Consider the following 26,936-nt stretch of genomic DNA (forward strand, 5'->3'; position numbering starts at 1 on the left):
GCGCATCCAGCGAAGGACTTCGCCATGTCGAACCGGACCGCTCTGTCGCTACCTCCGCACCGCCTGCCCCTGCAGCGCCTGCTCTTCCAGCGCCTGTTCTCCAGCGCGGTGCTCGCCGTGTCGTTGCCGCTGGCGATGGCCGCCTGCGCCGGCCCCCGCGCCGCCGATGAAATGCCGAGCGCCGCGGTAGAACCCGCCGGCGCCCAAGCCCCCGGCAACGTCGCCCCCGGGGAGCCCTCGCCGATGCCGTCGCGTCCGACCTGCAACGCCGCGCCCGCCAAGGCCGGCCTGGTCGGCAAGACCGCCGATGCGGCCACCGTCGAGCAAGCGAAGACCAGCGCCGGCGGCCACACCGTGCGGGTGCTCAAGCCGGGCCAGATGATCACCAAGGAGTACCTGGACGGCCGCGTCAACGTCCATGTCGACGAGAACAACGTCATCGTCGACATCGGCTGCGGTTGATCGCAGTACCTGCCTCGATCCCGGCCGTCAAATCGCATGCCGGCGAATCCGGTTCGCCGGCGTGCGCGCGATGACGCTGCTCAGCTGGCGTAACGATCGCGGATGTGGGCGTGGTAATAGCCGCCTTTCGAGGTGGCCGCGATCAAGCCCAGGCTGACGCTCTCGGGCACGCCGTGAAAATCGTAGTCCTGGCCCTCGACGAAGCGGATCCTCAGCAGCCCGGTCGCAAGGTCGTAGCCGATCGCCTCGATGGCCGAGGAAGAAACACGGATCATCTCCATTGCCTACATCTCCTTTCGAGTGAGTGTGGATCGCCTCGGTGGATCGCCCGGTCCGCGTCGGACGCGAGTCGAGCGCGCCGTTCGATCCCCACCATGAGACCACGAGGCCGTCGCATGGCCCGCGACGGGGCGCAGCGCGATGGATGATCGAACGGCCGCACGCATCGGGTGTCGCCTGTCGAAGCCGCGAGCGCGGCCGGGTCCCATGACCTAAACTGCCGGCGTCGTCCGCCAGGAGTCTCCGATGCGCCGTAATCTCTGGCTGATCGCCGCCGTGGTCGTGATCGGCCTGTGGGCCTGGAGCCAACGCGGCCTGCTGTCGCCGCAACCAACCACGTCCTCGCATGCACCGGTGGCGAAGTCGCAGCCCGCGGCGCGCGACGAGGCCGGGCGCGTCGAGACCAGACGCGAGGACGCCGGCCGCGGCCACGACGAGGCCCTGCCGATCGCTTCGATCGCGCTGCCGCCGGAAGCGAGCGACACCTTGCGCCGCATCGCCAGCGGCGGCCCGTTCGAGCACCGACAGGACGGCGGCGTGTTCCAGAACCGCGAACAGCGCCTGCCGCGCCAACCGCGCGGCTATTACCGCGAGTACACGGTGGAAACGCCGGGTTCCGCGGACCGCGGCGCGCGCCGCATCGTCACCGGCGGCCGCCCGCCGTCGGAGTACTACTACACCGCCGATCACTACCGCAGCTTCACCCGCTTCGACCTGCGAACCGACGGGGGCGCACGATGAGCGGCTCGATCGATCCGCGCGAATTGCTCGCCGACCCGGCCCAGGCCGGCGCCTATTTCATCGACGCGCGCGACGCGCGCGCGCTGGCCGATGCCGCGGCCGAACTCGAGTTCGCGGTCGCCCGGGTCGATTTCGCCGGTTGCACGGGCAAGGACGACGCGCTGACGCGCATCGCCGCGGGCCTGCGATTCCCGGCCTGGTTCGGCCACAACTGGGATGCGCTCAACGATTGCGTCAACGACCTGTCGTGGTGGCCGGCGCCGGGCTATCTGCTGCTGATCGAACACGCCGGCCCCTGGCAGGCCGGGCACGCCGACGACGCTGCGACCCTGGTCGAGATCCTCAACGACGCGGCGCAGGACTGGGCGGAGTCGCGGGTGCCGTTCTGGGCGCTGCTGCCGTTGCCGCAGGCCGAGCTCGAGCAGATGGCGCCGTGAGCGAATTCTGATTCTGATGCCGCCGGCTTCCGGCGACATCACTGCTTTGGAGTAGGAGCGGCGCAAGCCGCGACCACGCCGTCGCCCGTACGAACGTTGCCGGCCGCGGGTCCGCGGTCGCGGCTCGCGCCGCTCCTATTCTTCAGGGCCGGGCCGCGATATCAGCCGCGCCGCGCCTGCTTCAGGAACCGCAAAGCGGCGCGCTCCCACTGCAGTTCGCCGCGGGCGCCGTCGGCGTAACGCGCCAGGCGGCCTTCGCGCCACCCGGCGAACACCGCCGGGTCGATGTAGGCCTTGCGACAGACCGACGGGGTGTTGCGCAGGGCCTGGGCGACTTCGCCGATCACCGCGTTCTGCGCCGTCGCCAATGCGCGTTCGCTCGGCGCGCCGCCGCGCGCGGGCTCGGGCAGGGGCATCGCGGCCAGGCGACGGAACGCCGCCAGAGTGCCGCCCCAGGTACGGAAGTCCTTGGCGCTGAAGTCGCTGCCCATCGCGCGTTGCAGGTAGTCGTTGACCGCGCCGGAATCGACCGGCTGCACCCGGCCGTCGTCGTCGCGGTACTGGAACAGGGCCTGCCCCGGCAGTTGCTGGCAGCGCCGCACCAACCGGGTCAGTTTGGTGTTGTCGAGGTCGACCTCCTGGGCCAACCCGCTCTTGCCGCGAAAGCGAAAGCGCGCGCGGCCGTCGCGCAGGAACTCGACGTGGCGGTTGTGCAGGGTGGTCAGGCCGAACGAACGGTTGCTGCGGGCGTACTCGTGGTTGCCGATGCGCAGCAGGGTCTCGGCCATCACCGCCACCACGATCGCCAGCACCTTGTCGCGTGGGAAGCCGGGCAACTTCAGGTCGCGGCGCACGCTGCGGCGCAGCGCCGGCAGGGCGCGGCCGAACGCGATCACCCGTTCGAACTTGCCCTCGTCGCGGCGCTGCCGCCATTGCGGGTGATAGCGGTACTGTTTGCGACCGCGCGCGTCGCGGCCGGTGGCCTGGATGTGGCCGCGCGCGTCGCTGCAGATCCACACCTCGGTATAGGCCGGCGGGATCGCCAGGGCGCGGATCCGCGCAAGGGTCTTCGCCGTCCGCACCGCACGGCCGCGCGCGTCGCGGTAGGCGAAGCCGCGGCCGGCGCGGCGCCGCTCGATCCCGGGTTCGCCGTCGTTGACGTAACGCAGGCCGGCCGCGCGCGCGGCGCGGCGATTGACGGTTGCGGACGATGCGCGCTCGCTCATGCCCCAGCAATACGGGGCCGGCCGTCAAGGCCGCGCCAAGACGCGCGGCCCGAAGGCCGTCGCTATGAAAACACGCGGTTCAGCGCTCGTCGTCCTGCTTCTTGAAGTCGACCTTTTCCGACCCGCCCTGCGAGTCCCACTTCGCTTCGAGCTTGCGCTCGCACCAGGCCGGCGGAGTCTCGCCGGGACGCGTCGGGCCGCTCGCGCATTCCGGACGCGCATCGACCGCGGCATTGGTGTCGCGATACTCGACGCCGCTGCAGGCGACGAGCATCGCGGCGGCGGTCAGAACGGCGAGGCCGGTGAATACACGCATGCGAGGCTCCTGTGGGGATGTTGCAGGCGACCTTCGCCGATGCCTCGCGGCCCCGCCAGTGTCATTGGTTCAGGCCACCGCGTCGGCCGCAGCCGGCGCCTGCGCCGGCACTCGCGCATAGCGCCAGGCGATCAGCAGGCCGATGCCGAGCAGGGCCGCGGCGATGTACCAGGGCGCGCCCGGCAGGTGGATCGGCGCGGACTTGCCGATGAAATAGCCGAAGCTGCTGGCGAAGATCGCCGGCCCGACCACGCCGGCCAGGCTGACCAGACTCATCAACGCGCCCTGGATGCGGCCCTGCTCGTGGGCGCCGACCTGGCGGGTGACCAGGGCCTGGGTCGCCGGCGCCGCCATCGCCCACAGCGCGCTGATCGGCAAGCCGAGCAGGAACACCAGGCCGGTGTCGGCGCTGCCGTAGACGATGAAGCCGATCACCCCGCAGGCCAGGCCGAGCAACAAAGTGCGGCGTTCGCCGAGCCAAGCGACGGCGCGGCCGATCAGGCCGACGTTGACGATGATGTTGAACACGCCCACCACCGCCAGCACCCAGCCGACCTGGTCCAGGCCCCACTGGTATTGATAGCCGGCGAACAGCACGAAGATGCTCGGGTAGACGTAGTGGGCCATGTTGGCGATGAACACCACCGCGGCCAGGCCGAATACCTGCGGGTAGCGCTTGAGCAGCATCAGCGAGCCGAACGGATTGGCATGGGCCCAGTCGAAGCGCGCGGTGCGCTTTTCCGGCGGCAGCGATTCGGGCAGCACGAACCAGCCGTAGAAGAAGTTCAGCAGGGCCAGGCCGGCGGCGAACCAGAACGGCAGGCGCATGTCGATCGCGCCGAGCTGGCTGCCGATCACCGGGCCGATCACGAAGCCCACGCCGAACGCCGCGCCGATCATGCCGAAGCTCTTGGCGCGCTGTTCCGGAGGGGTGACGTCGGCGACGTAGGCGTTGGCGGTGGTGAAGCTGGCCGCGGTGATGCCGGAGATGATCCGGCCGATCAGCAGCAGCGGCAGGGTGTTGGCCACCGCCATCAGGATGAAGTCCAGGCCCAGGCCCAGGCAGGAGATCAGGATCACCGGGCGCCGGCCGTAACGGTCCGACAGGCTGCCCTGGATCGGCGAGAACACGAACTGGATCAGCGCGAACACGGTGCCGAACAGGCCGACCCAGTACGCCGCCTTGGCGGTGTCGCCGCCGACGAAGTCCTCGATCAGGTGCGGCAGCACCGGAATGATCAGGCCGAACGACAGCACGTCGATCAGCACGGTGATGAAGATGAAGACGAGCGCAGCACGACGCGCGCCCGAAGCAGGAGCGGAGGGAGAGGTCATGGGTGCCAAAGGGCGAGAGGCTTTGCGAGTGGCGCAGTCTAGCGCGGCAGCGGATGCGCGGCAGGGACGTTTGTCATCGCGCGATGGTTTCGTACGTTACTAATTGCTCGGCGAATCGGGAATTTTTCCATCCGGATCATTGGCTTACAAAATCGTGTGTGAGCGCACGCGCTCACAGCCGCGAGCGCGTGTAAGCGGGTCAAAATCCGCGCCCCGGGGCGAATTGCCGCATCGCACAATTTGTGGTTTAGTCGAAACACGCTCGGTTTTGAGACTGCCGGTGCGGGCTCCGTCCCGCGCCAGTGGCGGATGCGCCCTGCGCGCCGCAGATCGATGCATCGAACCGATGCCGCGACACGAACCTCCCGCAACACCGCCAAGCCACCAATCGATATCGCGAACATCGCTTCGCGTTGGGGAACCGCCTCCAGGGACCAGTTTTAGAACATCGATGCAAGGACCCGGTCAGACCACAACGTAAAGCGATAGCGAGCTAGCGATCCACGGAACACCCCACCGGTCCGGAGATGCGATGCAAGCCAGGCAACAAAGTCTGTACGACCCCCGCGACGAGCGGGACAGCTGCGGTTTCGGACTGATCGCGCAACTCGACGATCGCCCTAGCCGCGCCCTGGTCGACCGCGCCCTCGAGGCGCTCTCGCGCATGACCCACCGCGGCGGCGTCGCCGCCGACGGGCTCAGCGGCGACGGTTGCGGCTTGCTGATTCGCCATCCCGACGCTTTCCTGCGCCTGATCGCCCGCGAGGCCAACATCCGCCCGGGCCCGCATTTCGCTTCCGGTCTGGTGTTTTTGCCGCGCGACACCGCGCTGGCCGCCCAGGCCCGCGACGTACTCAACGAAACCCTGCGCAGCGAAGGCATGCGCGTGACCGGTTGGCGGGTGGTGCCGGTCGACCTGGCGGCCTGCGGCGAACTCGCCCGCCAGACCATGCCGCGGATCGAGCAGATCTTCGTCGACGCCGCCGCTCCGTTCGACCCGGCCGGGTTCCAGCGCTCCTTGTTCCTGGCGCGCCGCCGCGCCGAACAACGCCTGCGCCAGACCGATGCCGAAGCTTTCCGCGACTTCTACGTGGTCAGCCTGTCCTCGGCCAGCATCGGCTACAAGGGCATGGTGTTGCCGGACCGGCTGATGCAGTTGTATCCGGACCTGCAACGCCCGGAACTCGCCGCGAGCGCGGTGGTGTTCCACCAGCGCTTCTCCACCAACACCACGCCGCGCTGGCCGCTCGCGCAGCCGTTCCGCCTGCTCGCCCACAACGGCGAGATCAACACCATCGCCGGCAACCGCGCCTGGGCGCAGGCGCGCGCGCACGCCTGGCGCACGCCGGTGCTGGACCTGCGCGAGTTCGACCAGGTCGTCGGCACCGACGGCTCGGACTCGCAGAGCCTCGACAACATGCTCGAGGTGCTGCAGGCCGGCGGCATGGACCTGCTCAAGGCGATGCGCATCCTGATCCCGCCGGCGACCCAGTCGCTGGAGTACAAGGACGCCGACCTCGCCGCGTTCTACGAGTACTACGCGCTCAACACCGAACCCTGGGACGGCCCGGCCGGCATCGTCACCTGCGACGGCCGCTACGCCGCCTGCACCCTCGACCGCAACGGCCTGCGCCCGGCGCGCTGGCTGCGTTCGCGCGACCGCCACTTCCTGATCGCCTCCGAAGCCGGGGTGTGGGAACTGCCGGTCGAAGAGATCGAAGCCAAGGGCAAGCTCGGCCCCGGCGAGATGATCGCCGCCGACCTCTACCAGGGCGAGTTGCTCGACTCCGAGGCGATCGACCGCATCAACCGCGCTCGCGCGCCGTACAAGCGCTGGCTCAAGCAGGGCATGACCTACCTGCACAGCGAGCTGATCGACCCCAACCTGACCGCCGAGCCCTTCGACCACGACACCCTGGCCGGTTTCCAGAAGCTGTTCCAGCTGACCCGCGAAGAACGCGAGCAAGTGCTGCGCCCGCTCGCCGAGATCGAGCAGGAGGCGACCGGCTCGATGGGCGACGACGTGCCGATGGCGGTGCTGTCGCAACAGGTGCGCTCGCTGTACGACCACTTCCGCCAGGCCTTCGCCCAGGTCACCAACCCGCCGATGGACCCGCTGCGCGAGGACTGCGTGATGTCGCTGGCGACCCAGATCGGGCGCGAGGGCAACGTCTTCGTCGACGGCCCGGGCAACGTCGGCCATATCCACCTGAATTCGCCGGTGCTCGCGCAACGCAAGCTGCGCCAGCTGCTGTCGATGGCGCCGTACGACCAGTCGCACCGCTACATCGACCTGAACTACAGCGCCGAGGAAGGCCTCAAAGCGGCGATCCAGCGGCTGTGCCTGGAAGCCGAGGAAGCCACCCGCGACGGCATCGTGCTGCTGATCATCAGCGACCGCCGCCCGCGCCGCGAATGCCTGATGATGCACGCGCTGCTCGCGACCGGCGCGATCCACCAGCACCTGGTCCGGGTCGGCCTGCGCTGCGAAGCCAACCTGATCATCGAGACCGGCACCGCGCGCGACCCGCACCACTTCGCCTGCCTGATCGGTTTCGGCGCGACCGCGGTCTATCCCTACCTGGCTTACCAGACCCTGCACGACCTCGGCGCGCGCGGCATCCTGCGCACCAAGCACGGCGAGGTCGCGCAGATCGGCCGCAGCTACCGCCGCGCGATCAAGAAGGGCCTGCTCAAGATCATCTCGAAGATGGGCATCGCGACCATCGGCAGTTACCGCGGTGCGCAGTTGTTCGAGATCATCGGCCTGGACCGCGAAGTGGTCGAGCTGTGTTTCGCCGGCACGCCCTCGCGGATCAGCGGCGCCGGCTTCGAGCTGCTGCAGCAGGACAACCAGGCTCTGGCCGACCTGGGCTGGGACGCCAACCGCCTGCCCGAGATCGGCGGCCTGCTGAAGTACACGCCGGGCGGCGAATACCATCTGTTCAATCCCGACGTGGTCACTCGCCTGCAGCGCGCGGTCGCCAGCGGCGACTGGGCCGACTGGCAGCATTACGCCGAAGCGGTCAACGAACGCCCGACCGCGGCGTTGCGCGACCTGCTCGAACTCAACACCGATGCCGCCGCCGCGATTCCGCTCGACGAGGTCGAACCGGTCGAGGCCATCGTGCGCCGTTTCGACTCGGCGGCGATGAGCCTGGGTGCGCTGTCGCCGGAAGCGCACGAAGCGCTGGCGATCGCGATGAACCGCCTAGGCGGGCGCTCGAACTCCGGCGAAGGCGGCGAAGACCCGGCGCGCTATCGCACCGACAAGGTCTCCAAGATCAAGCAGATCGCCTCGGGCCGGTTCGGCGTGACCCCGGAATACCTGGTCAACGCCGAAGTGCTGCAGATCAAGGTCGCCCAGGGCGCCAAGCCCGGCGAAGGCGGCCAGTTGCCGGGGCATAAGGTCAACGAGCTGATCGCGCGACTGCGCTACGCGATGCCCGGCATCGGCCTGATCTCGCCGCCGCCGCATCACGACATCTATTCGATCGAGGACCTGGCGCAACTCATCCACGACCTGCGCCAGGTCAATCCGCAGGCGTTGATCTCGGTCAAGCTGGTCTCGCACGCCGGCGTCGGCACCATCGCCACCGGCGTGGTCAAGGCCGGCGCCGACCTGGTCACCGTGTCCGGCCACGACGGCGGCACCGGCGCCAGCCCGCTGTCGTCGATCCGCTACGCCGGCACGCCGTGGGAACTCGGGCTGGCCGAAGCGCGCCAGGCCTTGGTCGCCAACGACCTGCGCGAGCGGGTGATCCTGCAGACCGACGGCGGGCTCAAGAGCGGCCTCGACGTGGTCAAGGCCGCCCTGCTCGGCGCCGAAAGCTTCGGCTTCGGCACCGCGCCGATGATCGCGCTGGGCTGCAAGTACCTGCGCATCTGTCACCTCAACAACTGCGCGACCGGCGTGGCGACCCAGGACGCGGGCCTGCGCCGCGACCATTTCACCGGCCTGCCCGAGCGCGTCGAGAACTTCTTCCGCCTGCTCGCGGAGGAAGTGCGGCATTGGCTGGCCTCGCTCGGCGTGCGCACGCTCGGCGAAATCGTCGGCCGCACCGACCTGCTGCGCCAGAGCGCCGGCGACAGCGCGCGCCAGCAGCGCCTGGACCTGGCGCCCCTGCTCGCCGGCTCCGGCCTCGCCCACGGCGGCCATTGCGGCATGCCGGCCCCGCCGCAGGCGCCCGAGGGCCTGTCGGCGCAACTCGAAAGCGATCTGGCCGACGCGATCGCGAACAAGTCCGGCGGCGAGTACAGCTACAGGATCCGCAACACCGACCGCAGCATCGGCGCGCGCCTGTCCGGGCGCATCGCCCGCCTGCACGGCGACCGCGGCATGAGCGACGCGCCGCTGACCTTGCGCTTCAGCGGCACCGCCGGGCAGAGCTTCGGCGCGTTCCAGGCCGGCGGCCTGCACTTCGAGCTGTCCGGCGAAGCCAACGACTACGTAGGCAAGGGCATGGCCGGCGGCCGCATCGTCCTGCGCCCGCCGGGCGGCGCGCGCTACGTCGCCCACGAAACGCCGATCCTCGGCAACACCTGTCTGTACGGCGCCACCGGCGGCGAGCTGTACGCCGCCGGCCGCGCCGGCGAACGCTTCGGCGTGCGCAACTCCGGCGCGACCGCGGTGGTCGAAGGCGCTGGCGACCATTGCTGCGAATACATGACCGGCGGCGTGGTCGCGGTGCTCGGCCGCACCGGCCTCAACTTCGGCGCCGGCTTCACCGGCGGCATGGCCTACGTGCTCGACACCGAGCGCGACTTCGTCGACCGCTACAACCACGAGCTGATCGACATCCTGCGCATCTCCGCCGACGGCTTCGAGCATCACCGCTCGCACCTGCACGACCTGCTCGAAACCCACGTCGCCCTGACCGGCAGCGCCTGGGCGCGGCGCATCCTCGACGAGATGCGCGACTACATGGGCAAGTTCTGGCTGGTGAAGCCCAAGGCGGCGAGCCTGGAGTCGCTGGCCGAGACTTTGAGGAGTGCGGCGTGATGACGCTTCGGGAAACGGCAACGGCGGGAGCGACTCCTCCCTGCCCCCCTTTTGCGACGGGGGGAACGGCAAAGGCAGCAACGATGACGGAGACGGCGATGACGATGATCGGTATTTCGCGTTTTGAGCATTCGGGCCAGCGTCTTTCTTCCCCGGCGGCAAAACCGACCGAGCGGCTCAGCCCGAAGACGAAGCATCCGATCGGCTTTCCCGCGTTGCAAAAGGGGGGCCAGGCGAAATTTGCGGTGGCCCTTGCCGCTCACGCGAACTGCACCGCCTTCCGTCGACAACGCCAACGGGTCCAGCCGGCATGAGCAAGAAGCCCGTCTTCCAATTCCGCGATGCGCCGCGCGAAATGCCTGCGCGCATCCCCCTGCAATTGCGCCTGGATGGCGACTGGGGCGAGCTGTACGGCCGCTTCGCCGAAGCCGAAGCCAAGAAGCAGGCCGGCCGCTGTCTCGACTGCGGCAACCCCTACTGCGGCTGGGCCTGCCCGCTGCACAACTACATTCCGAACTGGCTCGAGCTCGCCCGCGAAGGCCGCGTCCACGAGGCCGCGGCGCTGTGCCACGAGACCAACCCGCTGCCGGAGATCTGCGGCCGCGTCTGCCCGCAGGACCGCCTGTGCGAAGGCAGCTGCACCCTCAACGACGGCTTCGGCGCGGTGACCATCGGCGCGGTCGAGAAGTACATCGTCGACAGCGCGCTCGCCAGCGGCTGGCGCCCGGACCTGTCGGCGGTCAAGGCCAGCGGCCGGCACGTCGCCATCGTCGGCGCCGGCCCGGCCGGGCTGTCCTGCGCCGACCGCCTGGCCCGCGCCGGCATCCAGGCGGTGGTGTTCGACCGCTACGAAGACATCGGCGGGCTGCTGCATTTCGGCATCCCCAGCTTCAAGCTGGAAAAGTCGGTGATGCGCCAGCGCCGCGAGGTGCTCGAAGGCATGGGCGTGCAGTTCAGGCTCGGCGTCGAGATCGGCCGCGACCTGAGCCTGGACGATCTGATCGCCCAGTTCGACGCGGTGTTCCTCGGCCTGGGGTCGTACCGCTACACCGACGGCGGCCTGCCCGGCCAGGACCTGCGCAACGTGCTGCCGGCGCTGCCGTTCCTGGTCCAGAACGGCCGCGTCGTGCACAGCGAAGGCGACAGCGTGCGTTCGCAACCGATCGCCGGTTGGGAGGACCAGCTGGAACTGCCCGACCTGCGCGGCAAGCGCGTGGTGGTGCTCGGCGGCGGCGACACCGGCATGGATTGCGTGCGCAGCGCGGTGCGCATGGGCGCGGCGCAGGTGCGCTGCGTATACCGGCGCGACGAGGCCAACATGCCCGGCTCGGCGCGCGAGGTCGGCAACGCGCGCGAAGAAGGCGTGGAGTTCCTGTTCAACCGCCAGCCGCTGGAACTGCTCGGCGACGGCACCGCGGTCAATGCGGTGCGGGTGGCCGAGACCCGGCTGGGCGCGCCGGACGCGCGCGGCCGCCAGCGCGCGGAAGTGGTCGAAGGCAGCGAGTCGGTGCTCGAGGCCGACGTGGTCATCATCGCCTTCGGTTTCCAGCCCGACCCGCCGGCCTGGCTGGCGCAGCAGGGCATCGAGTTGACCGACAACGGCCGCATCAAGGTGCTGGCGACCAGCGAAAGCTGCGCGACGCGGCGCAAGAGCGCGACCGGACTGCCGTACCAGACCACGAACCCGAAGGTATTCGCCGGCGGCGACGCGGTGCGCGGCGCCGACCTGGTGGTGACTGCGGCGTTCGAAGGCCGCGAGGCGGCAGCGGGGATCGTGATGCTGTTGAGCGCGCAGGCGCCGGTGGCGGCGCGGGACGAGCGGCTCGCCCAGGCAGGTTGAGCGGCTCGCGGCCGTCCTCACCCCAACCCCTCTCCCGTCAACGGGAGAGGGGCTCGAAGCGGGTGACGGGCTGCGATGAAGCGCAGACCGCAGCGCCTCAGCTCGTCATCCCCGCGAAGGCGGGGATCCATAGATCTCGACCGTCCTCGCCCGAAAAGAGCTGGATCCCCGCCTTCGCGGGGATGACGGCTGTGCGGATTCGCTGCGAATCCGGACTCGGGCAACGCATCAACGAGTGTCGCTACTCAGCGACCCGGACCGACGTCGATGAAGCGCAGGAATTCGGCGCGGGTGCGGGCGTCGTCGCGGAACATGCCGAGCATTTTCGAGGTGATCATGCTGACCCCGCGCTTGTGCACGCCGCGGGTGGTCATGCATTCGTGGGCGCCTTCGATGACCACGCCGACGCCGAGCGGCTGCAGCACGTCCTGGATCGACTGGGCGATCTGCGCGGTCATCTTTTCCTGGACCTGGAAACGCCGCGCATAGGTCTCGACCACGCGGGCGAGCTTGCTGATGCCGACGACCTTGCCGCTGGGCAGGTAGCCGACATGGGCCTTGCCGATGATCGGAGCCATGTGGTGCTCGCAATGGCTTTCGAACTCGATGTCGCGCAGCACGATCATCTCGTCGTAGCCGGCCACCTCCTCGAAGGTGCGCGCCAGGTACTCGCGCGGATCGTCGCCGTAGCCGCTGAACCAGTCGCCGTAGGCCTCGACCACGCGCTTGGGCGTGTCGAGCAGGCCTTCGCGGGCGGGATCTTCGCCGGCCCAGCTCAGCAGGGTGCGAACGGCGGCTTCGGCCTGTTCGCGGGACGGCTTGCTGTCGTTGTCGGCCATGGTCCGGCCTCTTGCAGGTGGGAGGGGCATCCTACTCCACCGCGCCGCGCACGCCGAGTGCGCCGGCGCAACGCCGGGTTGCCGTGGACGCCATCGCCGCGCCGCGTGGGGGCGAACCGCCACGGCCGGCAAAAAAAAGGCCGCCCGGAGGGGCGACCAGTAGACTCCCCGGGGGAGAGCGCCTAGGGAGCGGTGGTCATCGCGCGAGCCGTCAGCGCAGCGACCGGTCGAGTGCGTGGGGCAGAGTGCGCTCGATGTGATGCCATCCGTCGCGCACCGCCTCGCGCGCTTCGGTCCAATGCAGGCGCGAACTGGCGCGGTGCCGGTCCCATTCGCGCCCGAGTTCGTCCTCGACCTCTTCGAAGCGGCGGCCGCCGCGGTCGAGGTAGCTGTCGTAGCCATAGCGGTAGGCAGGCTCGTAATCGGGCCACTCGCGACCGGCGCTGTAGTACGACGCGAAGCGGTATTCGCGCTGGAAGTGCTCGCGGTATGCGCCAGGGTCGATCGCCTCGGCCGCTGCCGAGCCGACCTCCTTTGCGTCGTGATGTTTCATGGTCTGGATCGGGTTCCACGGACGCCACCTGCGTCCATGGGCGCTACGCTAGGCCCTTGGCGATGCAATGCAGGTGAAGATCGGTCGCGCAGGCGCCGGTATTCAGATGCCGGTGGCGCGGCGCTCAGCGGCGTCAGCGCCGCGTGAGGATCACTCGGCCGGCAATGCCGTCGCGACATCGCGTCCCTGAGCCACGCTGACCGCGTTGCGGCCGGCGACGGTGGCGCTGCGCAAGGCCTGGCGCACGCGCTCGAACAGTTCGGCGACCTGCTCGCCGCGCTGCGAGATGGCCAGGCCGATGCTCACGCTCATGGTGATTTCGTGACCGTCGATGCGGAACGGGCGCTGGGCGAAGGTGTCGGCCAGGCGGCGCGCGAGCAGCTCGCACTCGACCCGCTCGCATTCGCTGACGATGCCGAAGCAGTCGCCGGCCATGCGCGCGATGGTGTCGTCGGGCCGCAACACCCCGCGCATGCGCGACAGGGCCTGCTGCAGCAGGGCGTCGCCGACGGCGCGGCCGTAGCGCGCGTTGACCTCGCCGAAGCCGTCGAGGTCGACCAGCAACAGGCCGTAGGTATTGACGTTCAGGCTGCCGGGCGAGGACCAGGCTTCGAGCATCTGTTCCAGCACCTGGGCGTTGAGCGCGCCGGTCAGCGGGTCGCGTTCGACCGACTGCCGCGCGAGCAGCAGGATGCGATGGCGGTTGGCGGCATGCTGGCTCAGGGCCAGGGCGAGCACGGCCGATTCCAGCACCGCGGTCAGGGCCAGGCCGCGTTCGGCCCACTCGGCATCGCGCAGGCCGAGCGCGTTGGCGGCGAGCGCGGCGGCGAACACCAGCATCGGGGTCCAGCCCAGCAGGTAATACCCGGCGTACGGCGCGCCCTTGCGCCAGGCCGCGACCGCGATCACCAGCATCAGCGGCACGCCGAGCAGCAGCAACAGGTTGCCGCCGATGTACCACCAGCCGTAGGAATGCTCGCGCAGGATCACCAATACCAGCAGCCAGAACATGTTGGCCCACTGGATCGTGCGCAGCACCCAGGCGGTGCGCGGCATCAGCCGCGGCAGGTCGAGGAAACGCAGGCTAAAGCCGAGCTGGAAGATCGTCGCCAGGGTCGCCAGCGCCCAGCCGATCGCCGGTTCGCTGGCCAGCCCGGCCAGGCCCCACATCTCCGAAGCGTCGCCGGACAGCAGCAACAGATAGGTGGCGATGCAGGCCAGGTAGGCGCCATAACCGAGATAGACGAAGTCGCGGAACGCGACCCACACCCCGACCATCGCCACCGCCATCAGCATCATCGCGGTGAAGGCCGCGGCCATGAAGCGGGCGTCGCCGCGCTCCTGCCGGGCCAGCTCGGGAATGCTCGCGAACGACAGGCGGATCTCGCTCATCGCCGCGCGGCCCTTGATCCGCAGGTAGGCGACCGAGGATGGCGGCCAGCCGTTCGGCAAGGCCAGCACCCAGCCGCGGCGCATCAACGGCACGCCGCCGTGTTCGGCGTCCTCGACTTCGCGCGGACCGGCGCCGGGCGGGTAATACAGCAGCGGGCCCATCGCGCGCGGACCGCGCAAGACCAGCAGTTGGCCTTCGTACTTGCCGATAGCGCGCTGGCTGGTCAGGCGCAGCCAATAGCCCTCGTCGCGGCGCGGCAGGCTGAAACGGATCGATTCGTCGGGCCGCTCGGCGACCAACTGGCGGATCACCGGCGCGCCGACCGGCGGCGCCTGCAGGTCGGTGTCGGTCAGCAGCACCTCGACTTTCAGCGACTGCGCGGCGGCCGGCAGACAGGCGCAGGCCAACGCGATCAGCAGCGCCCACAGGCCCATGCGCATACCCGGATCCGCTCCCGCACCATGAAGCTGCGCAGTCTAGCCCGAGTCGGCGCGGGGCTGCATGAGCCGCGGAGGGCGCTCGGTCGAGGGCTCGGCGACGGCGGATGCGGCTTGGCGACGGCGTCCAGGGCAGCCCGGCGGTGAACGCCCCCGTGCCCCGCCACTCCGTCATCCCGGTCCGTCATTCCGCGAAGGCCGGAACGACCAGCTAAAGCATTGGCAACCCATACGAAAACTCCAGCCGGTCGCGCGACCGGCTGGAGCGGAACAAAAAGACCGACGACGGGTCACGGCGAATGAGAGGGGAAGGGAGCCCCGCCGCGCCCGCTTCATCGTCGGTCAAGGGGAACCATCAACGCCGGGCCACGCCCTCGCGCACCGGCTCGCGGCCCGGCCAGCCGCCGGCCATCGCCTTGTACAGCGCGATCGCGCCGGTGACGCTGCGGGTGCGGCCGTCGGCGAACGCATCCTGGGCCTGCAACTGGGTGCGTTCGGCGTCGAGCACTTCGAACAGGTCGGCGGCGCCGGCCTCGTAGCGCACGCGTGCGAGCTGGGCGGCCTTGGCGCTGTCGAGCGCGGCGCGTTCCAGATGCTGGTCCTCGACCCGCGCCCGTGCATAACGCACCAGCGCGTTCTCGGTGTCTTCCAGCGCCAGCAACACGCTCTGCTGATAGCGGGCGAGCTCGCCCTCGGCGGTCGCATCGGCGGCCTTGATGCGCGCGCGCACGCGGCCGATGTCGAGGAACGACCAGTCGATGCCGAGCGCGACCAGGCGGGTTTCGCTGGCACGTTCGAACAGCGCGCTGGTGTCGATCGCCTGCGAGCCGATCAGGCCGCTGAGGGTGAAGCGCGGAAACAGGTCGGCGGTGGCCACGCCGATGCGCGCGGTGGCCGCATGCAGTCGGTGCTCGGCCGCGGCGACGTCGGGACGACGGCGCAGCAGCTCGCCCGGGGTGCCGGCATCCAGCCGCGCCGGCAACGACGGCAGGGCCGAGGCCTCGTCGAGGGTGGCGATCAACGCGTCCGGGGTCTGTCCGGTCAGTACCGCGAGGCGATGCTGGGTAACCGCGACCTGCGCTTCCAGGTTCGGCACCCGGGCCAGGGTCGCCTCGAGCTGGGCGCGGGCACGCGAGGTATCGAACTCGGTGCCGCGGCCGGCGTCGAAGCGCGCCTGCACCAGGCGCAGCGTTTCCTTCTGGTTGTCGGCGTTGACGCGGGCGACGCGCAGGCGTTCCTGCAGGCCGCGCAGCTCGACGTAGCTGCGCGCCACCTCGCCGACGATCGACACCTGCATCGCTTGCAGGTCGGCCGCGCCGGCCCAGGCTTCGGCGCGCTCGGACTCGATGTTGCGGCGCACCCGGCCGAACAGGTCGAGCTCCCAGCTCGCATTGGCCTGGACGCTGTAGCTCTCGTTGTCGCGCGCCGCGTTGGAAGCGCCCGGCATCTGGTCGGAGCTCGAACGCGATTCGCTGCCGCTGGCGCTGCCGGTGATGGTCGGGAAGCGGTCGAACTTGGCGCCGCGCAGCAGCGCATTGGCGCGGTCGTAGTTGGCCAGGGCGATGCGCAGGTCGTGGTTGGCCGACAGCGACTCCTCGACCAGCCGGGTCAGCAGCGGGTCGTTGAAGCCCTGCCAGAACTCGGCGTTGGCATCGGCCGCGGCGGTGCCGTCGGTGGCGGCGGTCGCGTCGGCGCGGGCGAAGGCTTCCGGCGTGGCCAGGGTCGGCCGGACATAGTCCGGACCGACGGCGCAGGCGGCCAGGGCGAGCGTCAGCACGGCCACCGCGGGCAAGGTCAACTTACGCATGGACTTTCTCCAAAGGGGTGTGTTCGCCGTGCGAGACCAGCTTCTGGCCGACCAGCTTGCGCAGGGCGACGTAGAACACCGGCGTCAGGAACAGGCCGAACAGGGTCACGCCCAACATGCCGGCGAACACGGTGATGCCGGTGACCGAGCGGATTTCCGCACCGGCGCCGTGCGACAACACCAGCGGCACGGTGCCGGCGATGAAGGCGATCGAGGTCATCACGATCGGGCGCAGGCGCAGGCGGCAGGCTTCCAGAGCCGACTCCACGATGCCCTTGCCCTGCAGTTCGAGTTCGCGGGCGAACTCGACGATCAGGATCGCGTTCTTGCAGGCCAGGCCCATCAGCACGACCAGGCCGACCTGCACGAACACGTTGTTGTCGCCGCCGGTGAGCCACACGCCGGCCAGGGCCGACAGCATGCACATCGGCACGATCAGGATCACCGCCAGCGGCAGGGTCCAGCTTTCGTACAGCGCCGCCAGCACCAGGAAAGCGAGCAGGATGGCGAGCGGGAACACGATCAAGGCGGCATTGCCCTGGCTGGCCTGCTGGTAGCTCAGGTCGGTCCATTCGATTTCCATACCGTGCGGCAACACCTTGGCGGCCACGTCCTTGACCACGTCCATGGCCTGCGCCGAGGACATCACGCGCGGATCGACGTCGCCGGCGATGTCGGCGGCCGGATAGCCGTTGTAGCGCAGCACCGGGTCGGGGCCGAAGGTCTGCTTGACCGTCACCATCGAGCCGATCGGCACCATCTCGCCGCGGTCGTTGCGGGTCCGCAGGTTGGCGATGTCCTCGACGCTGTCGCGGAACGAGCCGTCGGCCTGGGCGATCACCTGCCAGGTGCGGCCGAACTGGTTGAAGTCGTTGACGTAGGCCGAACCCAGGTAGGTCTGCAGGGTGTCGAACAGGTCGGTCAACGGCACGCCCTGGGCCTTGGCCTTGATCCGGTCGACTTCGGCGTCGAGCTGCGGCACGTTGGCCTGGTAGGTGGTGTTCGCATAGCCCATGCCGGGGGTCTGCATGACCGTGCCCTGGAACGCGCTGACCGCGTTCTGCAAGGCGCCGTAACCCAGGTTGCTGCGGTCTTCGATGAACAGCTGGTAGCCCGCGCCGTTGCCGAGGCCGAGGATCGGCGGCGGCATCAGGGCGAAGGTGAAGCCCTCCTGGAAGCCGGCGATCTTCTGGTTGAGCTCGGCGGTGATCTCCACCGCGGTGCGGCTGCGCTCGCTGAACGGCTTGAGCGGCAGGAACGCCACGCCGGTGTTGGGCGTGTTGGTGAACTGCACCGCGTTCAAACCCGGGAAGGCCATGGTGTTCTGCACGCCGTCGATCTTGGCGGCGACGTCGGTGACCTTCTTGAGCAGCGCATCGGTACGCGCGATCGACGAGCCTTCCGGCAACTTCACCGCGGCGATCAGGTACAGCTTGTCCTGCAGCGGGATGAAGCCGGCCGGCACCACCTTGAACATCAGGCCGGTCGCGACCAGCAGCACCGCATACACCACGAACACCGCGCCGCGCTTGCCCAGCGTGCGCGAAACCGCGCCCTGGTACTTCTGCGAGCTCGAGGCGAAGAAGCGGTTGAAGGGACGGAACAGCCAGCCGAACAGGCGGTCGATCAAACGGGTCGGCGCATCCTTGGGCGCGCTGTGCGGGCGCAGCAGACGCGCGGCCAGCGCCGGCGACAGAGTCAGCGAGTTGATCGCCGAGATCACCGTCGAGATCGCGATGGTCACCGCGAACTGCTTGTAGAACTGGCCGGTCACGCCCGACAGGAACGCCATCGGCACGAACACCGCGCACAGCACCAGCGCGATCGCGACGATCGGGCCGGACACTTCCTTCATCGCCTGGTGCGCCGCCGCGAGCGGGGTCAGGCCTTCCTCGATGTTGCGCTCGACGTTTTCCACCACCACGATCGCGTCGTCGACCACGATGCCGATCGCCAGCACCAGCCCGAACAGGCTCAGGGTGTTGATCGAGAACCCGAGCAGGTACAGCGCGGCGAAGGTGCCGACCACCGACACCGGCACCGCCAGCAACGGGATGATCGAAGCGCGCCAGGTCTGCAGGAACAGGATCACCACCAGCACCACCAGCGCGATCGCTTCCAGCAGGGTCGTGACCACCGCCTTGATCGAGTCGCGCACGAAGATGGTGGTGTCGTACACCGCTTCGTACTTGATGCCGTCCGGGAACGTCTTGGACAGGCGATCCATGTTGGCGATCACCTGCTCCTGGATCTGCAGCGCGTTCGCGCCCGGCGACTGGAAGATACCGATGCCGACCGCGTTCTTGCCGTCGAGCTGGGAGCGCAGGCTGTAGTCGCCGGCGCCCAGTTCCAGGCGGGCGACGTCGGACAGGCGGACGATTTCGCCGTCGGCGCCGCTCTTGACCACGATGTTGCCGAACTCTTCCTGGCTCTGCAGGCGGCCCTTGGCGTTGATCAGGGTAAGGAAGTCGCTATTGGGCATCGGGTCGGCGCCGAGCTGGCCGGCCGAGACCTGCACGTTCTGCTCGCGCATGGCACGCAGCACGTCGCCGGCGGTCAGGCCGCGCGAGGCGACCTTGTCCGGGTCCAGCCACACGCGCATCGCATAGTCGCCGCCGCCGAAGATCTGCGCGTCGCCGACGCCGGACAGGCGGGCGAGCTGATCCTTGACGTGCAGGCGTGCGTAGTTGCGCAGGTACAGGGTGTCGTACTTGCCGTTGGGCGAGGTCAGGTGCACCACCATCAGGAACACCGGCGCCTGCTTCTGGGTCGTCACGCCTTGCCGTCGCACGTCCTCGGGCAGTCGCGCCAGCGCCTGGCTGACCCGGTTCTGCACGCGCACCGCCGCGTCGTCCGGGTCGGTGCCCGGCTTGAAGGTGACGGTGATCGCCAGCACGCCGTCGGAACCGGCGACCGACTTGATGTACATCATGTCCTCGACGCCGTTGATCGCTTCCTCGAGCGGCGTGGCGACGGTCTCGGCGATGACCTTGGGGTTGGCGCCCGGGTACACCGTGCGCACCATCACCGAGGGCGGGATGACTTCGGGATATTCGCTGATCGGCAGGATCGGTATCGCGATCAGGCCGGCGGCGAAGATCACGATCGACAGCACCGCGGCGAAGATCGGCCGATCGATGAAAAATTTGGAAAAGTCCATGACGGATTCCTTGGCGCGGCGTTGAGCCGCATGATTCCCGGCCCGCGCCGTGGGGACGCGGGCCTTGATTGCCGAAACCCGATGAGAGCGCTCGTTTTTGCCCGTCGTTCCCGCGCGGGCGGAAATCCGGAGACTTCAAGCGTTCTCGCCCGGAGGCCTGCAGGCCCGCATTCGCGGGGACGGCGGCCTGGGGGTTTCGTGGTTTCTGAGTGTTCGAGCGCCGCCGCGGCGGATGCCGCGGCGCGTCCGTCATCGGTCGGTCACAAGGCCCCGGCCGCCGCGCCCGGCGCAGCCGGCGCCGGTGCCGGCGCGCCCATCGCGATGGTCTTCGGCGCCACCGGCATGCCCGGGAAGAACACCTTCTGCACGCCGTGGACGATGACCTTGTCGGTCGGCGCCAGGCCCGAGTTGACCACCCGCAGGCCGTCGATCATGCGGCCGAGCACGACGTCCTTGCGGACCGCCTCGTTCTTCGGGCCGAGCACGTAGACGTACTTGCGGTCCTGGTCGGTGAGCACGGCCTTGTCGTCGACCAGCATGGCCTTGAAGTCGCCGGTGCCTTCGAGCTGGACGCGCGCGAACAGGCCCTGGGTGAAGATGCGGTCGCTGTTGTCGACCACCGCGCGGGCGCGGATGGTGCCGGTGCGCGGGTCGACCTGGTTGTCGGTGAAGTCGACCGTGCCCTGGTGCGGATAGCCGGTTTCGCTGGCCAGGCCGATGCGGACCGGGTTCTTGTTCTCGGCGCGCTCGCCCTTGCGGGCCAGTTCGTTGTAGCGCAGGTAAGTCTGCTCGTCGCTTTCGAAATACACGTACATCGGGTTCTGCGAGACCAGCGTGGTCAGCAGGGTCTGGTCGGCCTGGGCGAGGTTGCCCGCGGTGACCAGGGCGCGGCCGGCGCGGCCGCTGATCGGCGCGCGCACTTCGGTGAAGGTCAGGTCGAGCTGGGCCGAGGCCACCGCGGCTTCGGCGGCGCGGACCGAGGCGTTGCCCTGGGTGGTCGCGGCGCGGCGGGTCTCGAACTCTTCGCGCGAGATCGCCTTGGCCTCGACCAGGGTCTGGGCACGCTTGTCCTGGGTCTGGGCCAGGCGCGCTTCGGCGCGCGCGCGTTCCAGTTCGGCCTGGGCGCGGTTGAGCTCGGCGCGGTACCGGCGCTGATCGATCACGAACAGCAGATCGCCCTTCTTGACCTCCTGGCCTTCCTGGTAGGCGACGCGCTCGACGTAGCCGCTGACGCGGGGACGCAGCTCGACCGATTCCACCGCGGTGACGCGGCCGGTGAACTCGTCCCACTGCCGGACCTGCTTGGTCAGCACCTGGGCGACGCTGACGTCCGGCGGCGGCGGCGCGCCTTCGGGGGTGGCGGCCTGGCTGCCGCAACCGACCGCGGCCAGGGCAATGACGACGCTCGCGGCCAGCGCGAGCACGGAGAGCCCGACGCCGGCGCGGCCGGAACGGGCGAAGTAGTTGCTGGTGCTCATCGGGGGGTGGGTTCCTGTTTGGGATTCTTGGAGGTCAACGACTTCAACAGTGCGCGCGCGTCCTGGAGACAGCGTTGCGCGGTTTCCTCGGCGGTGCTGTCCGGATCTTGCGAACACGCATCGGTTGAAGCCGATTTAGGGGTGGGACGGGCGGTGGTGGGATAGGCGCGGGCACCGGCTGGCGAGCGGCTGGCGGGCGCTGGGGGGACGCGCGCGGCGCGCGGCGGCAACTGCGGAGGCGGCGCCACGCGCGAGGCGTACGGCACCACCGCGTGCGGCGGCTCGCTGTCGGCGTCGTGGTCGATCAGGGCCAGCGCGCGCTGGCCGACCGACAGGGCGCTCGGCCATTCCGGGCAGGCATTGCGTTGGTTGAACTCGGTGCACACCGGCGTGTCGACCGCGAGCAGTTGCACCCGCACCGCGAGCTGGCGCGCTTCATCGTGCAGCACGCGCGCGAGCATGCGCAGGGCCGCGGCACCGATCGAACGGTGGCCGTAACCGGCCCAGGGATGCTCGCTGCCGGGACCGCCGATCAGCACGTAGGTGCCGCCGCGATCGTGTTCGGCCAGCAAGGGCAGCAGGTGGCGCGCCGCGGCGAGGTGGGGGAGGAGATCCTCGTCGAGCTTGCGGCGCAGGAACTCGGCCGGGTTGTCGAGCAGGCGGCCGCGTTCGGCGCTGCCGCACACCGCCGCGACCACCCCGGCCAGGGGACGGCCGAGTTTGCGCAGGGCGCGGGCGAGCTTGGCGCCGGCCGGGTCGTTGCTCACCGAGCCGGCGATCGTGGTCAGGTCGGCGTGGGGGTAGGCGGCCTTGAGCACTTTCAGTTCGCTGGCCTGGCGGGCGACCGCGATGACCGGCCGGCCGCCGTCGAGGGCGGCCTGGACGACCCCGCGACCGACACCGCCGGTGGCACCGAGTACAACCAAAGGGGCTTTCATTGTCCCGCTCCCGGGACTTTCTCTCCCGTCATCGGGATGATCCCATGACGAGTGTCATTGCCGGAATGACCCCGGGTGTAATGCGCCAGCACCGCGCTGACGGCCGGCATCAGCAGCATGGCCGAAGGCAGCGCGATGATGAAGGCCAGCACCCAGGCCAGCATCCAGGCCTCTTCGGCGCCTTGCGCCAGGCCTTGACGGAACACGACCACGGCCAGCCCGATCAGGGCGGACATGGCCACCAGCATCAGCGGCAGAAATGCGAATCGGGCTTGTCGGGGGCTCAACATGGCGGGGGACTCGTGTCGATCTGCGGCAAAGAGTAGAGAGACGGACGGCACTTGATTAGCCACTGATTCAGGGAATAATTGTCCCGACATCGGGCCAATGCCCTCTCTGCCTCCTTGAATGCCCCGTGACCGGCCCCAGACATGACGGCAGGGACGAGGGGGACGCGGGGATCGAGCTTGCTCGCAGCCCGCGACGATGCCGTTACTGTCGCCGCCGCCGTTCCGCCCAGGCAGTGGGCGGGGTCAGCAAGGCGCTATGACAGCCGTCACCCGCAACCGCACCTGCTATATGCGTCGTGTTTTGGGCGTCCAGCTTTCGGCGCCGAGTTTTTGAACTGACGGGAACCCCGCAACGCCGGTGCAAGGCGCGGCGCGCGGCAGGCTCCCGTTCGATCCACACCCCTACGGAGGCCATCGCCCATGGCTCACGATCTCAACGACACCCTGATCTTCGTCAAGGTGGTCGAGAGCGGCAGCTTCATCGCCGCCGCCCGCGTCCTGCGCCTGCCCAAGACCACGGTCAGCCGCAAGGTCCAGGAACTCGAAACCCGGCTCGGCGCGCAGCTGCTGCATCGCACGACCCGCAAGCTCGGCCTGACCGAGGCCGGCAACCTGTACTTCGAGCACTGCCAGCGCATCGCCCGCGAACTGGCCGAGGCCGAGAGCGCGGTCGGCCAGCTGCAGGGCGGCCCGCGCGGCTGGCTGCGCATTACCGCCCCGTACTCGGTCGGCATCACCTGGATCGCGCCGCTGCTCGGCGAGTTCCACGCGCGCCACCCGGAAGTGCGGGTCGAGATGAACCTCAGCAACGACACCGTCGACCTGATCGACAAGGGCATCGACGTGGCCCTGCGGGTCGGCGACCTGCCCGACTCCAACCTGATCAAGCGCCGCCTGGCGGTCTTCCGCACCCAGATCTACGCCAGCCCGAACTACCTGGCCCGCCACGGCGAGCCCCTGCACCCCGACGACCTGCGCCATCACCGCACCCTGGCGATGCCCAAGTCGCGCCGCAACAACGAATACGTGTGGACCCTCAACGACGGCGAGCGCAACGTCGACTACGTGATCGACCCGGTCATGGTCGCCAACGACCCGGGCCCGCTGCGCGGCGCGCTGTTGTGCGGCGAGGCGCTGATGCTGGCCGCCGACGTCACCGTCAAGGCCTTCGCCGAACAGGGCTACGTGCAGCGCGTGCTGGCCGGCTGGACCGGCCCGGAGTACGAGTTCAACGCGGTGTTCCCGCGCGGGCAGGTGCAATCTCCCAAGGTACGGGCCTTCGTCGACTTCCTGGTCGAGCGCCTGAACTTCGACGCCGACTACATGCAGGTGCTGTGCCCGGACGCCAAGCGCTTCCGCAAGGCCTCCGAGGAAGCCGAAGCCGCGCTTGCCCACGGCCTGGCCAAGGAAGCCAACGACCAGCGCACCATCGCCGTGCCGGTGGTGGAAGCGATCGAAGCGATCGCCGAAGCCGTCGACGTACGCGGCAAATCGCCGGTGCGCAGCGCCAAGCCGACCGGGGATGTCGCGCGCAAGGACGACACCCCGAGCGACGAGGACGCGGCGCTGGTGTGAGGGTGGCGCTGGCGTGAGCCTAGCGGCGACCTGATCCGGACCGGCGCCATCGTCGCGACGCCGCATCCAGGCTGCACGTTGCCGTTGCCGTTGCCGTTGCCGTTGCCGTTGCCGTTGCCGTTGCCGTGATTTTGATCCGCTTGCATTGCGGCTTTGCTTTGCGACTTCGCTTTGCCGGTCAAATGAAGACCCATAGGGCGGCCCGCAGGGATGCGGGCCGTGCGCAAGCAGGCCATGGATGGCCGGTCTGGAGCATCCCTGCGTCGGCATCGATCGTGCGGGCTTGTGCCCTTGCAGGGAAAAGCACTTTTCTTTGGTGACTTTCTTTTGTTGCTTTGGACAAAAGAAAGTAACCCGGCCGCGTCAGCGGACGGAAGCCCTAGACCTTGATGTTGCTTCAACGCCCTGCAGCCAGAGTCGCACAGCCCCAATCGCGCGGTCGCGGCTTGCGCCGCTCCTACCCTGGAGCCGCCGCACCTGCATGTCGCTATGAATCTATCCCTGTAGGAGCGACGTGAGTCGCGACCACGGAATGCGCAGAGATAACGAGGCCATCGGCATTCGTAGAAGGCGGCGTACTTTCGCCGGGGTAGGAGCGGCGCAAGCCGCGACATCGCGGCGACGGCCTCGCGGCGCCTCAATCCGAAAATGCAGATCAAGATCAAACCCAAAGCTTCCGCCACTAAAGCGGCGGGTTACTTTCTTTTGTCTAAAGCAACAAAAGAAAGGTAACCAAAGAAGTTGCTTTATTTTTAATCACAGGCCCGCGCGTTCGATGCATCCGCGGTGATTTTTCATACGGGACATCCCTGTCCCGATGAAAAACGGCCCGCATCCCTGCGGGCCGCCCTTTGGGTCTTCTTCGGCCTTCGCGAGTGCGAGGCGGCGCACAGCGAAAGCGAAAGCTGCAATGCGGAACAGGAGCGCGGCGCTCACCTTCTCCTGTAGGAGCGGCGTGAGCCGCGACCGCGGGACGCGCGGAAACAAAAACGCCGATGCCATTCATCGAAGCGGCGCGCTTTCGCCGTGGTAGGAGCGGCGCAAGCCGCGACATCGCGGCGACGGCCTCGCGGCGCCTCAATCCGAAAAATGCAGATCAAGATCAAACCCAAAGCTTCCGCCACTAAAGCAGCGGGTTACTTTCTTTTGTCATAAGCAACAAAAGAAAGGTAACCAAAGAAAAATGCTTTTCTTTGAATCAAGGGCCCGCACGAGCGGTGCATCCGCGGGGATTTTTCATACGGGACATCCTTGTCCCGATGAAAAACGGCCCGCATCCCTGCGGGCCGCCCTTTGGGTCTTCTTTTGTCTTCGCCAGTGCGAAGCTACGCACTGCAACGGCAACGGCAACGGCAACGGCAACGGCAACGGCAACGGCAACGGCGAAAGTAAAAGAGCAAAGGCCACCCCACCACCCTTTTTTTCAAAAATCGTAGACCCGCTCTAAGCGCAGGGCGACCTGAAAGTGACGCGGGTACCCATTACGGACCAACACAGGTGCGCGGCCCCTCTCACCCACCCAACCGCCAGGCCAATCCCGACACCCGCGCCGCGTGCCGCGACAAGGCCTGGCGCAGCACCGGTTCGCTGGCGGCGATGTGCAGCGATTGCCGCGCGCGGGTCATGCCGGTGTAGAGCAGTTCGCGCGACAGATGACGCGCGTCCTGGCGCGGCAGTTGCAGCCAGACGCTGTCGAATTCGGAGCCCTGGGCCTTGTGCACGGTCATCGCGAACGCACCGCCATGCGCCGGCAGGGCCGAGGGATGGAAGCCGCGTGCGCCGTCGCTGCCGCCGGCGAACCAGGCCACCGTGGTAGCGGCGCCGGTGTCGTGCTCGCGCGCGCCGGGCGGACGCGCGGTCGCGTCGGCGCGCAGGCACACGCCGATGTCGCCGTTGAACAGGCCATGGCGGTAGCTGTTCTCGGTGATCAACAACAGGCGCCCATGGAAGTACGGCGGGCGGTGCGCGCCGGCCAGGGCTTCCTCGATGCGCGCGTTCAACGGCGCCGCGCCCTGGCCGCCGTCGCGCAACGCGGTCAGCAGGCGCAAACGCGCGGCCAGCGCCAGCGCTTCGAGCGGGTCGATGGTGCCGGCCAGCGCGCGCCAGGTCGGCAGCAGCAATTCGCGGCCGGAGCCGCTGAGCGGGTCGTGCACGTCTTCGTGGAACTGCACGCCGGCCAGGCGGCCGCCGCGCAACAGCGCCAGCACGGCGTCGGCGTCGCCGGCGCGGGTGGCCTCGGCCAGCGGCGCCAGGTCTAGGCTCTCGGCCTGGCGATAGCCGCGACGCAGATGCACGCGGTAGGCGCCGAGCGGGGTCGGGTCGGGCTGGATCTTCGACGCCTCGCCGAGTAGCGGCCGCAGCCGTTCGGCCAGCGCGGGCGGCAGCCCGTCGTCGTCGCCGGCGGCATCGACGATCGCGGCGAGCACGTCGCCGGCTTCGACCGAGGGCAATTGATCGCGGTCGCCGAGCAGGATCAGGCGGGCGCCATCGGCGACCGCCTCGACCAGCTTGCACATCAGCGGCAGATCGACCATCGAGGCCTCGTCGACCACGACGATGTCGAACGGCAAGGGCCGGCTGGCGTCGTGCATGAAGCGCGGGCTGTCGGGCACGCTGCCGAGCAGCCGGTGCAGGGTGCTCGCCTCGACCGGCAAGGACTCGCACAAGGCCGCATCGACGCCGTCGAGCTCGCGCAGCCGTAAAGCCGCCGCGCGCACCCCGTAATGCAGTGCCAGATAAACGCAGGTCGGGGTCTTGCCGGCCCGCGACACCGCCACCAGGATCAGGTCGGCCTCGGCGTAGTCGACGCTGGCCCCGTCGTCGTGGGT

Annotated in this window: 20 protein-coding genes; 7 read left to right on the forward strand and 13 right to left on the reverse strand. The window is 69.0% G+C overall.

What is annotated here, in order from left to right; translation table 11 throughout:
• The first annotated feature begins 24 nt into the window (after window positions 1-24).
• Window positions 25-462, forward strand: a complete 438-nt coding sequence (locus ACSAMQ_RS06855) for an I78 family peptidase inhibitor (RefSeq protein WP_435394944.1) — start codon at window positions 25-27, stop codon at window positions 460-462.
• A gap of 80 nt (window positions 463-542) precedes the next feature.
• On the opposite strand, the gene ACSAMQ_RS06860 is transcribed toward ACSAMQ_RS06855, so the two are convergent.
• Window positions 543-743 (reverse strand): KTSC domain-containing protein, encoded by a 201-nt coding sequence (locus tag ACSAMQ_RS06860; protein ID WP_435394945.1) that lies wholly within the window; start codon window positions 741-743, stop codon window positions 543-545.
• A gap of 244 nt (window positions 744-987) precedes the next feature.
• Here ACSAMQ_RS06860 and ACSAMQ_RS06865 point away from each other — a divergent pair, with 244 nt between their 5' ends.
• Both ACSAMQ_RS06865 and ACSAMQ_RS06870 read left to right on the forward strand, forming a co-directional pair.
• Window positions 988-1,482, forward strand: coding sequence for a ribonuclease domain-containing protein (locus ACSAMQ_RS06865; RefSeq protein WP_435394946.1), 495 nt, complete (start codon window positions 988-990; stop codon window positions 1,480-1,482).
• A complete protein-coding gene (locus tag ACSAMQ_RS06870; protein ID WP_435394947.1) occupies window positions 1,479-1,919 on the forward strand; it encodes a barstar family protein in 441 nt (146 codons plus the stop codon). Before ACSAMQ_RS06865 ends, ACSAMQ_RS06870 begins: the two co-directional genes overlap by 4 nt.
• Before the next feature lie 161 nt (window positions 1,920-2,080).
• Here the strand turns inward: ACSAMQ_RS06870 and ACSAMQ_RS06875 are convergent, their stop codons facing one another.
• From ACSAMQ_RS06875 to ACSAMQ_RS06885, 3 genes are all read right to left on the reverse strand, one after another.
• On the reverse strand, window positions 2,081-3,145 hold the full coding sequence (locus tag ACSAMQ_RS06875) for a DNA topoisomerase IB (protein ID WP_435394948.1): 1,065 nt from the start codon (window positions 3,143-3,145) through the stop codon (window positions 2,081-2,083).
• Window positions 3,146-3,224: 79 nt separating this feature from the next.
• Window positions 3,225-3,461 (reverse strand): hypothetical protein, encoded by a 237-nt coding sequence (locus tag ACSAMQ_RS06880; protein ID WP_435394949.1) that lies wholly within the window; start codon window positions 3,459-3,461, stop codon window positions 3,225-3,227.
• Window positions 3,462-3,530: 69 nt separating this feature from the next.
• Window positions 3,531-4,796, reverse strand: coding sequence for a TCR/Tet family MFS transporter (locus ACSAMQ_RS06885; protein ID WP_435394950.1), 1,266 nt, complete (start codon window positions 4,794-4,796; stop codon window positions 3,531-3,533).
• 532 nt (window positions 4,797-5,328) lie between these two features.
• Between ACSAMQ_RS06885 and gltB the strand changes: the two genes are divergently transcribed.
• The 3 genes from gltB to ACSAMQ_RS06900 all read left to right on the forward strand — a co-directional run bounded on the left by gltB (window position 5,329) and on the right by ACSAMQ_RS06900 (window position 11,638).
• Window positions 5,329-9,798, forward strand: coding sequence for a glutamate synthase large subunit (gltB, locus tag ACSAMQ_RS06890; RefSeq protein WP_435394951.1), 4,470 nt, complete (start codon window positions 5,329-5,331; stop codon window positions 9,796-9,798).
• Between the two features lie 98 nt (window positions 9,799-9,896).
• Window positions 9,897-10,112, forward strand: coding sequence for a hypothetical protein (locus ACSAMQ_RS06895; RefSeq protein WP_435394952.1), 216 nt, complete (start codon window positions 9,897-9,899; stop codon window positions 10,110-10,112).
• A complete protein-coding gene (locus ACSAMQ_RS06900) occupies window positions 10,109-11,638 on the forward strand; it encodes an FAD-dependent oxidoreductase (protein ID WP_435394953.1) in 1,530 nt (509 codons plus the stop codon). The genes ACSAMQ_RS06895 and ACSAMQ_RS06900 overlap by 4 nt, the downstream gene beginning before the upstream one ends.
• A 245-nt stretch (window positions 11,639-11,883) precedes the next feature.
• Here ACSAMQ_RS06900 and folE read toward each other — a convergent pair whose 3' ends face one another.
• From folE to ACSAMQ_RS06940, 8 genes are all read right to left on the reverse strand, one after another.
• Window positions 11,884-12,477, reverse strand: coding sequence for a GTP cyclohydrolase I FolE (gene folE, locus ACSAMQ_RS06905; protein WP_031371805.1), 594 nt, complete (start codon window positions 12,475-12,477; stop codon window positions 11,884-11,886).
• A gap of 211 nt (window positions 12,478-12,688) precedes the next feature.
• Complete coding sequence (locus tag ACSAMQ_RS06910; RefSeq protein WP_435394954.1) at window positions 12,689-13,030, reverse strand: hypothetical protein; 342 nt, start codon at window positions 13,028-13,030, stop codon at window positions 12,689-12,691.
• Between the two features lie 150 nt (window positions 13,031-13,180).
• On the reverse strand, window positions 13,181-14,863 hold the full coding sequence (locus tag ACSAMQ_RS06915) for a GGDEF domain-containing protein (RefSeq protein ID WP_435394955.1): 1,683 nt from the start codon (window positions 14,861-14,863) through the stop codon (window positions 13,181-13,183).
• Between the two features lie 352 nt (window positions 14,864-15,215).
• Window positions 15,216-16,667, reverse strand: a complete 1,452-nt coding sequence (locus ACSAMQ_RS06920; protein WP_435394956.1) for an efflux transporter outer membrane subunit — start codon at window positions 16,665-16,667, stop codon at window positions 15,216-15,218.
• Entirely contained in the window at window positions 16,660-19,827 is a 3,168-nt protein-coding gene (locus ACSAMQ_RS06925; protein ID WP_435394957.1) for an efflux RND transporter permease subunit, read from the reverse strand. Before ACSAMQ_RS06925 ends, ACSAMQ_RS06920 begins: the two co-directional genes overlap by 8 nt.
• Window positions 19,828-20,087: 260 nt before the next feature.
• Window positions 20,088-21,305, reverse strand: a complete 1,218-nt coding sequence (locus ACSAMQ_RS06930) for an efflux RND transporter periplasmic adaptor subunit (protein WP_435394958.1) — start codon at window positions 21,303-21,305, stop codon at window positions 20,088-20,090.
• On the reverse strand, window positions 21,302-22,243 hold the full coding sequence (locus tag ACSAMQ_RS06935; RefSeq protein ID WP_435394959.1) for an SDR family NAD(P)-dependent oxidoreductase: 942 nt from the start codon (window positions 22,241-22,243) through the stop codon (window positions 21,302-21,304). The genes ACSAMQ_RS06930 and ACSAMQ_RS06935 overlap by 4 nt, the downstream gene beginning before the upstream one ends.
• The gene (locus tag ACSAMQ_RS06940) at window positions 22,240-22,533 is read right to left on the reverse strand and encodes a DUF2798 domain-containing protein (protein ID WP_435394960.1); all 294 of its coding nucleotides are present in this window, start codon (window positions 22,531-22,533) and stop codon (window positions 22,240-22,242) included. Before ACSAMQ_RS06940 ends, ACSAMQ_RS06935 begins: the two co-directional genes overlap by 4 nt.
• 420 nt (window positions 22,534-22,953) lie before the next feature.
• Here ACSAMQ_RS06940 and ACSAMQ_RS06945 point away from each other — a divergent pair, with 420 nt between their 5' ends.
• A complete protein-coding gene (locus ACSAMQ_RS06945) occupies window positions 22,954-24,108 on the forward strand; it encodes a LysR substrate-binding domain-containing protein (RefSeq protein ID WP_435394961.1) in 1,155 nt (384 codons plus the stop codon).
• A gap of 1,511 nt (window positions 24,109-25,619) precedes the next feature.
• Here the strand turns inward: ACSAMQ_RS06945 and recD are convergent.
• Window positions 25,620-26,936 (reverse strand): exodeoxyribonuclease V subunit alpha (recD, locus tag ACSAMQ_RS06950; RefSeq protein ID WP_435394962.1); only part of this gene is annotated, 1,317 nt, incomplete at its 5' end.

Origin of the sequence: Lysobacter sp. 1R34A, from assembly GCF_051217035.1 — a bacterium.
GTDB lineage: Bacteria > Pseudomonadota > Gammaproteobacteria > Xanthomonadales > Xanthomonadaceae > Lysobacter.

Coding starts and splice junctions, on each gene's coding strand:
- ACSAMQ_RS06900 (WP_435394953.1), top strand. CDS start 10,109: ATGAGCAAGAAGCCCGTCTTCCAATTCCGCGATGCGCCGCGCGAAATG.
- ACSAMQ_RS06925 (WP_435394957.1), bottom strand. CDS start 19,827: ATGGACTTTTCCAAATTTTTCATCGATCGGCCGATCTTCGCCGCGGTG.
- ACSAMQ_RS06935 (WP_435394959.1), bottom strand. CDS start 22,243: ATGAAAGCCCCTTTGGTTGTACTCGGTGCCACCGGCGGTGTCGGTCGC.
- ACSAMQ_RS06945 (WP_435394961.1), top strand. CDS start 22,954: ATGGCTCACGATCTCAACGACACCCTGATCTTCGTCAAGGTGGTCGAG.
- ACSAMQ_RS06855 (WP_435394944.1), top strand. CDS start 25: ATGTCGAACCGGACCGCTCTGTCGCTACCTCCGCACCGCCTGCCCCTG.
- ACSAMQ_RS06920 (WP_435394956.1), bottom strand. CDS start 16,667: ATGCGTAAGTTGACCTTGCCCGCGGTGGCCGTGCTGACGCTCGCCCTG.
- ACSAMQ_RS06910 (WP_435394954.1), bottom strand. CDS start 13,030: ATGAAACATCACGACGCAAAGGAGGTCGGCTCGGCAGCGGCCGAGGCG.
- ACSAMQ_RS06915 (WP_435394955.1), bottom strand. CDS start 14,863: ATGCGCATGGGCCTGTGGGCGCTGCTGATCGCGTTGGCCTGCGCCTGT.
- ACSAMQ_RS06860 (WP_435394945.1), bottom strand. CDS start 743: ATGGAGATGATCCGTGTTTCTTCCTCGGCCATCGAGGCGATCGGCTAC.
- ACSAMQ_RS06870 (WP_435394947.1), top strand. CDS start 1,479: ATGAGCGGCTCGATCGATCCGCGCGAATTGCTCGCCGACCCGGCCCAG.
- ACSAMQ_RS06885 (WP_435394950.1), bottom strand. CDS start 4,796: ATGACCTCTCCCTCCGCTCCTGCTTCGGGCGCGCGTCGTGCTGCGCTC.
- ACSAMQ_RS06895 (WP_435394952.1), top strand. CDS start 9,897: ATGACGATGATCGGTATTTCGCGTTTTGAGCATTCGGGCCAGCGTCTT.
- ACSAMQ_RS06875 (WP_435394948.1), bottom strand. CDS start 3,145: ATGAGCGAGCGCGCATCGTCCGCAACCGTCAATCGCCGCGCCGCGCGC.
- ACSAMQ_RS06930 (WP_435394958.1), bottom strand. CDS start 21,305: ATGAGCACCAGCAACTACTTCGCCCGTTCCGGCCGCGCCGGCGTCGGG.
- ACSAMQ_RS06880 (WP_435394949.1), bottom strand. CDS start 3,461: ATGCGTGTATTCACCGGCCTCGCCGTTCTGACCGCCGCCGCGATGCTC.
- folE (WP_031371805.1), bottom strand. CDS start 12,477: ATGGCCGACAACGACAGCAAGCCGTCCCGCGAACAGGCCGAAGCCGCC.
- ACSAMQ_RS06865 (WP_435394946.1), top strand. CDS start 988: ATGCGCCGTAATCTCTGGCTGATCGCCGCCGTGGTCGTGATCGGCCTG.
- gltB (WP_435394951.1), top strand. CDS start 5,329: ATGCAAGCCAGGCAACAAAGTCTGTACGACCCCCGCGACGAGCGGGAC.
- ACSAMQ_RS06940 (WP_435394960.1), bottom strand. CDS start 22,533: ATGTTGAGCCCCCGACAAGCCCGATTCGCATTTCTGCCGCTGATGCTG.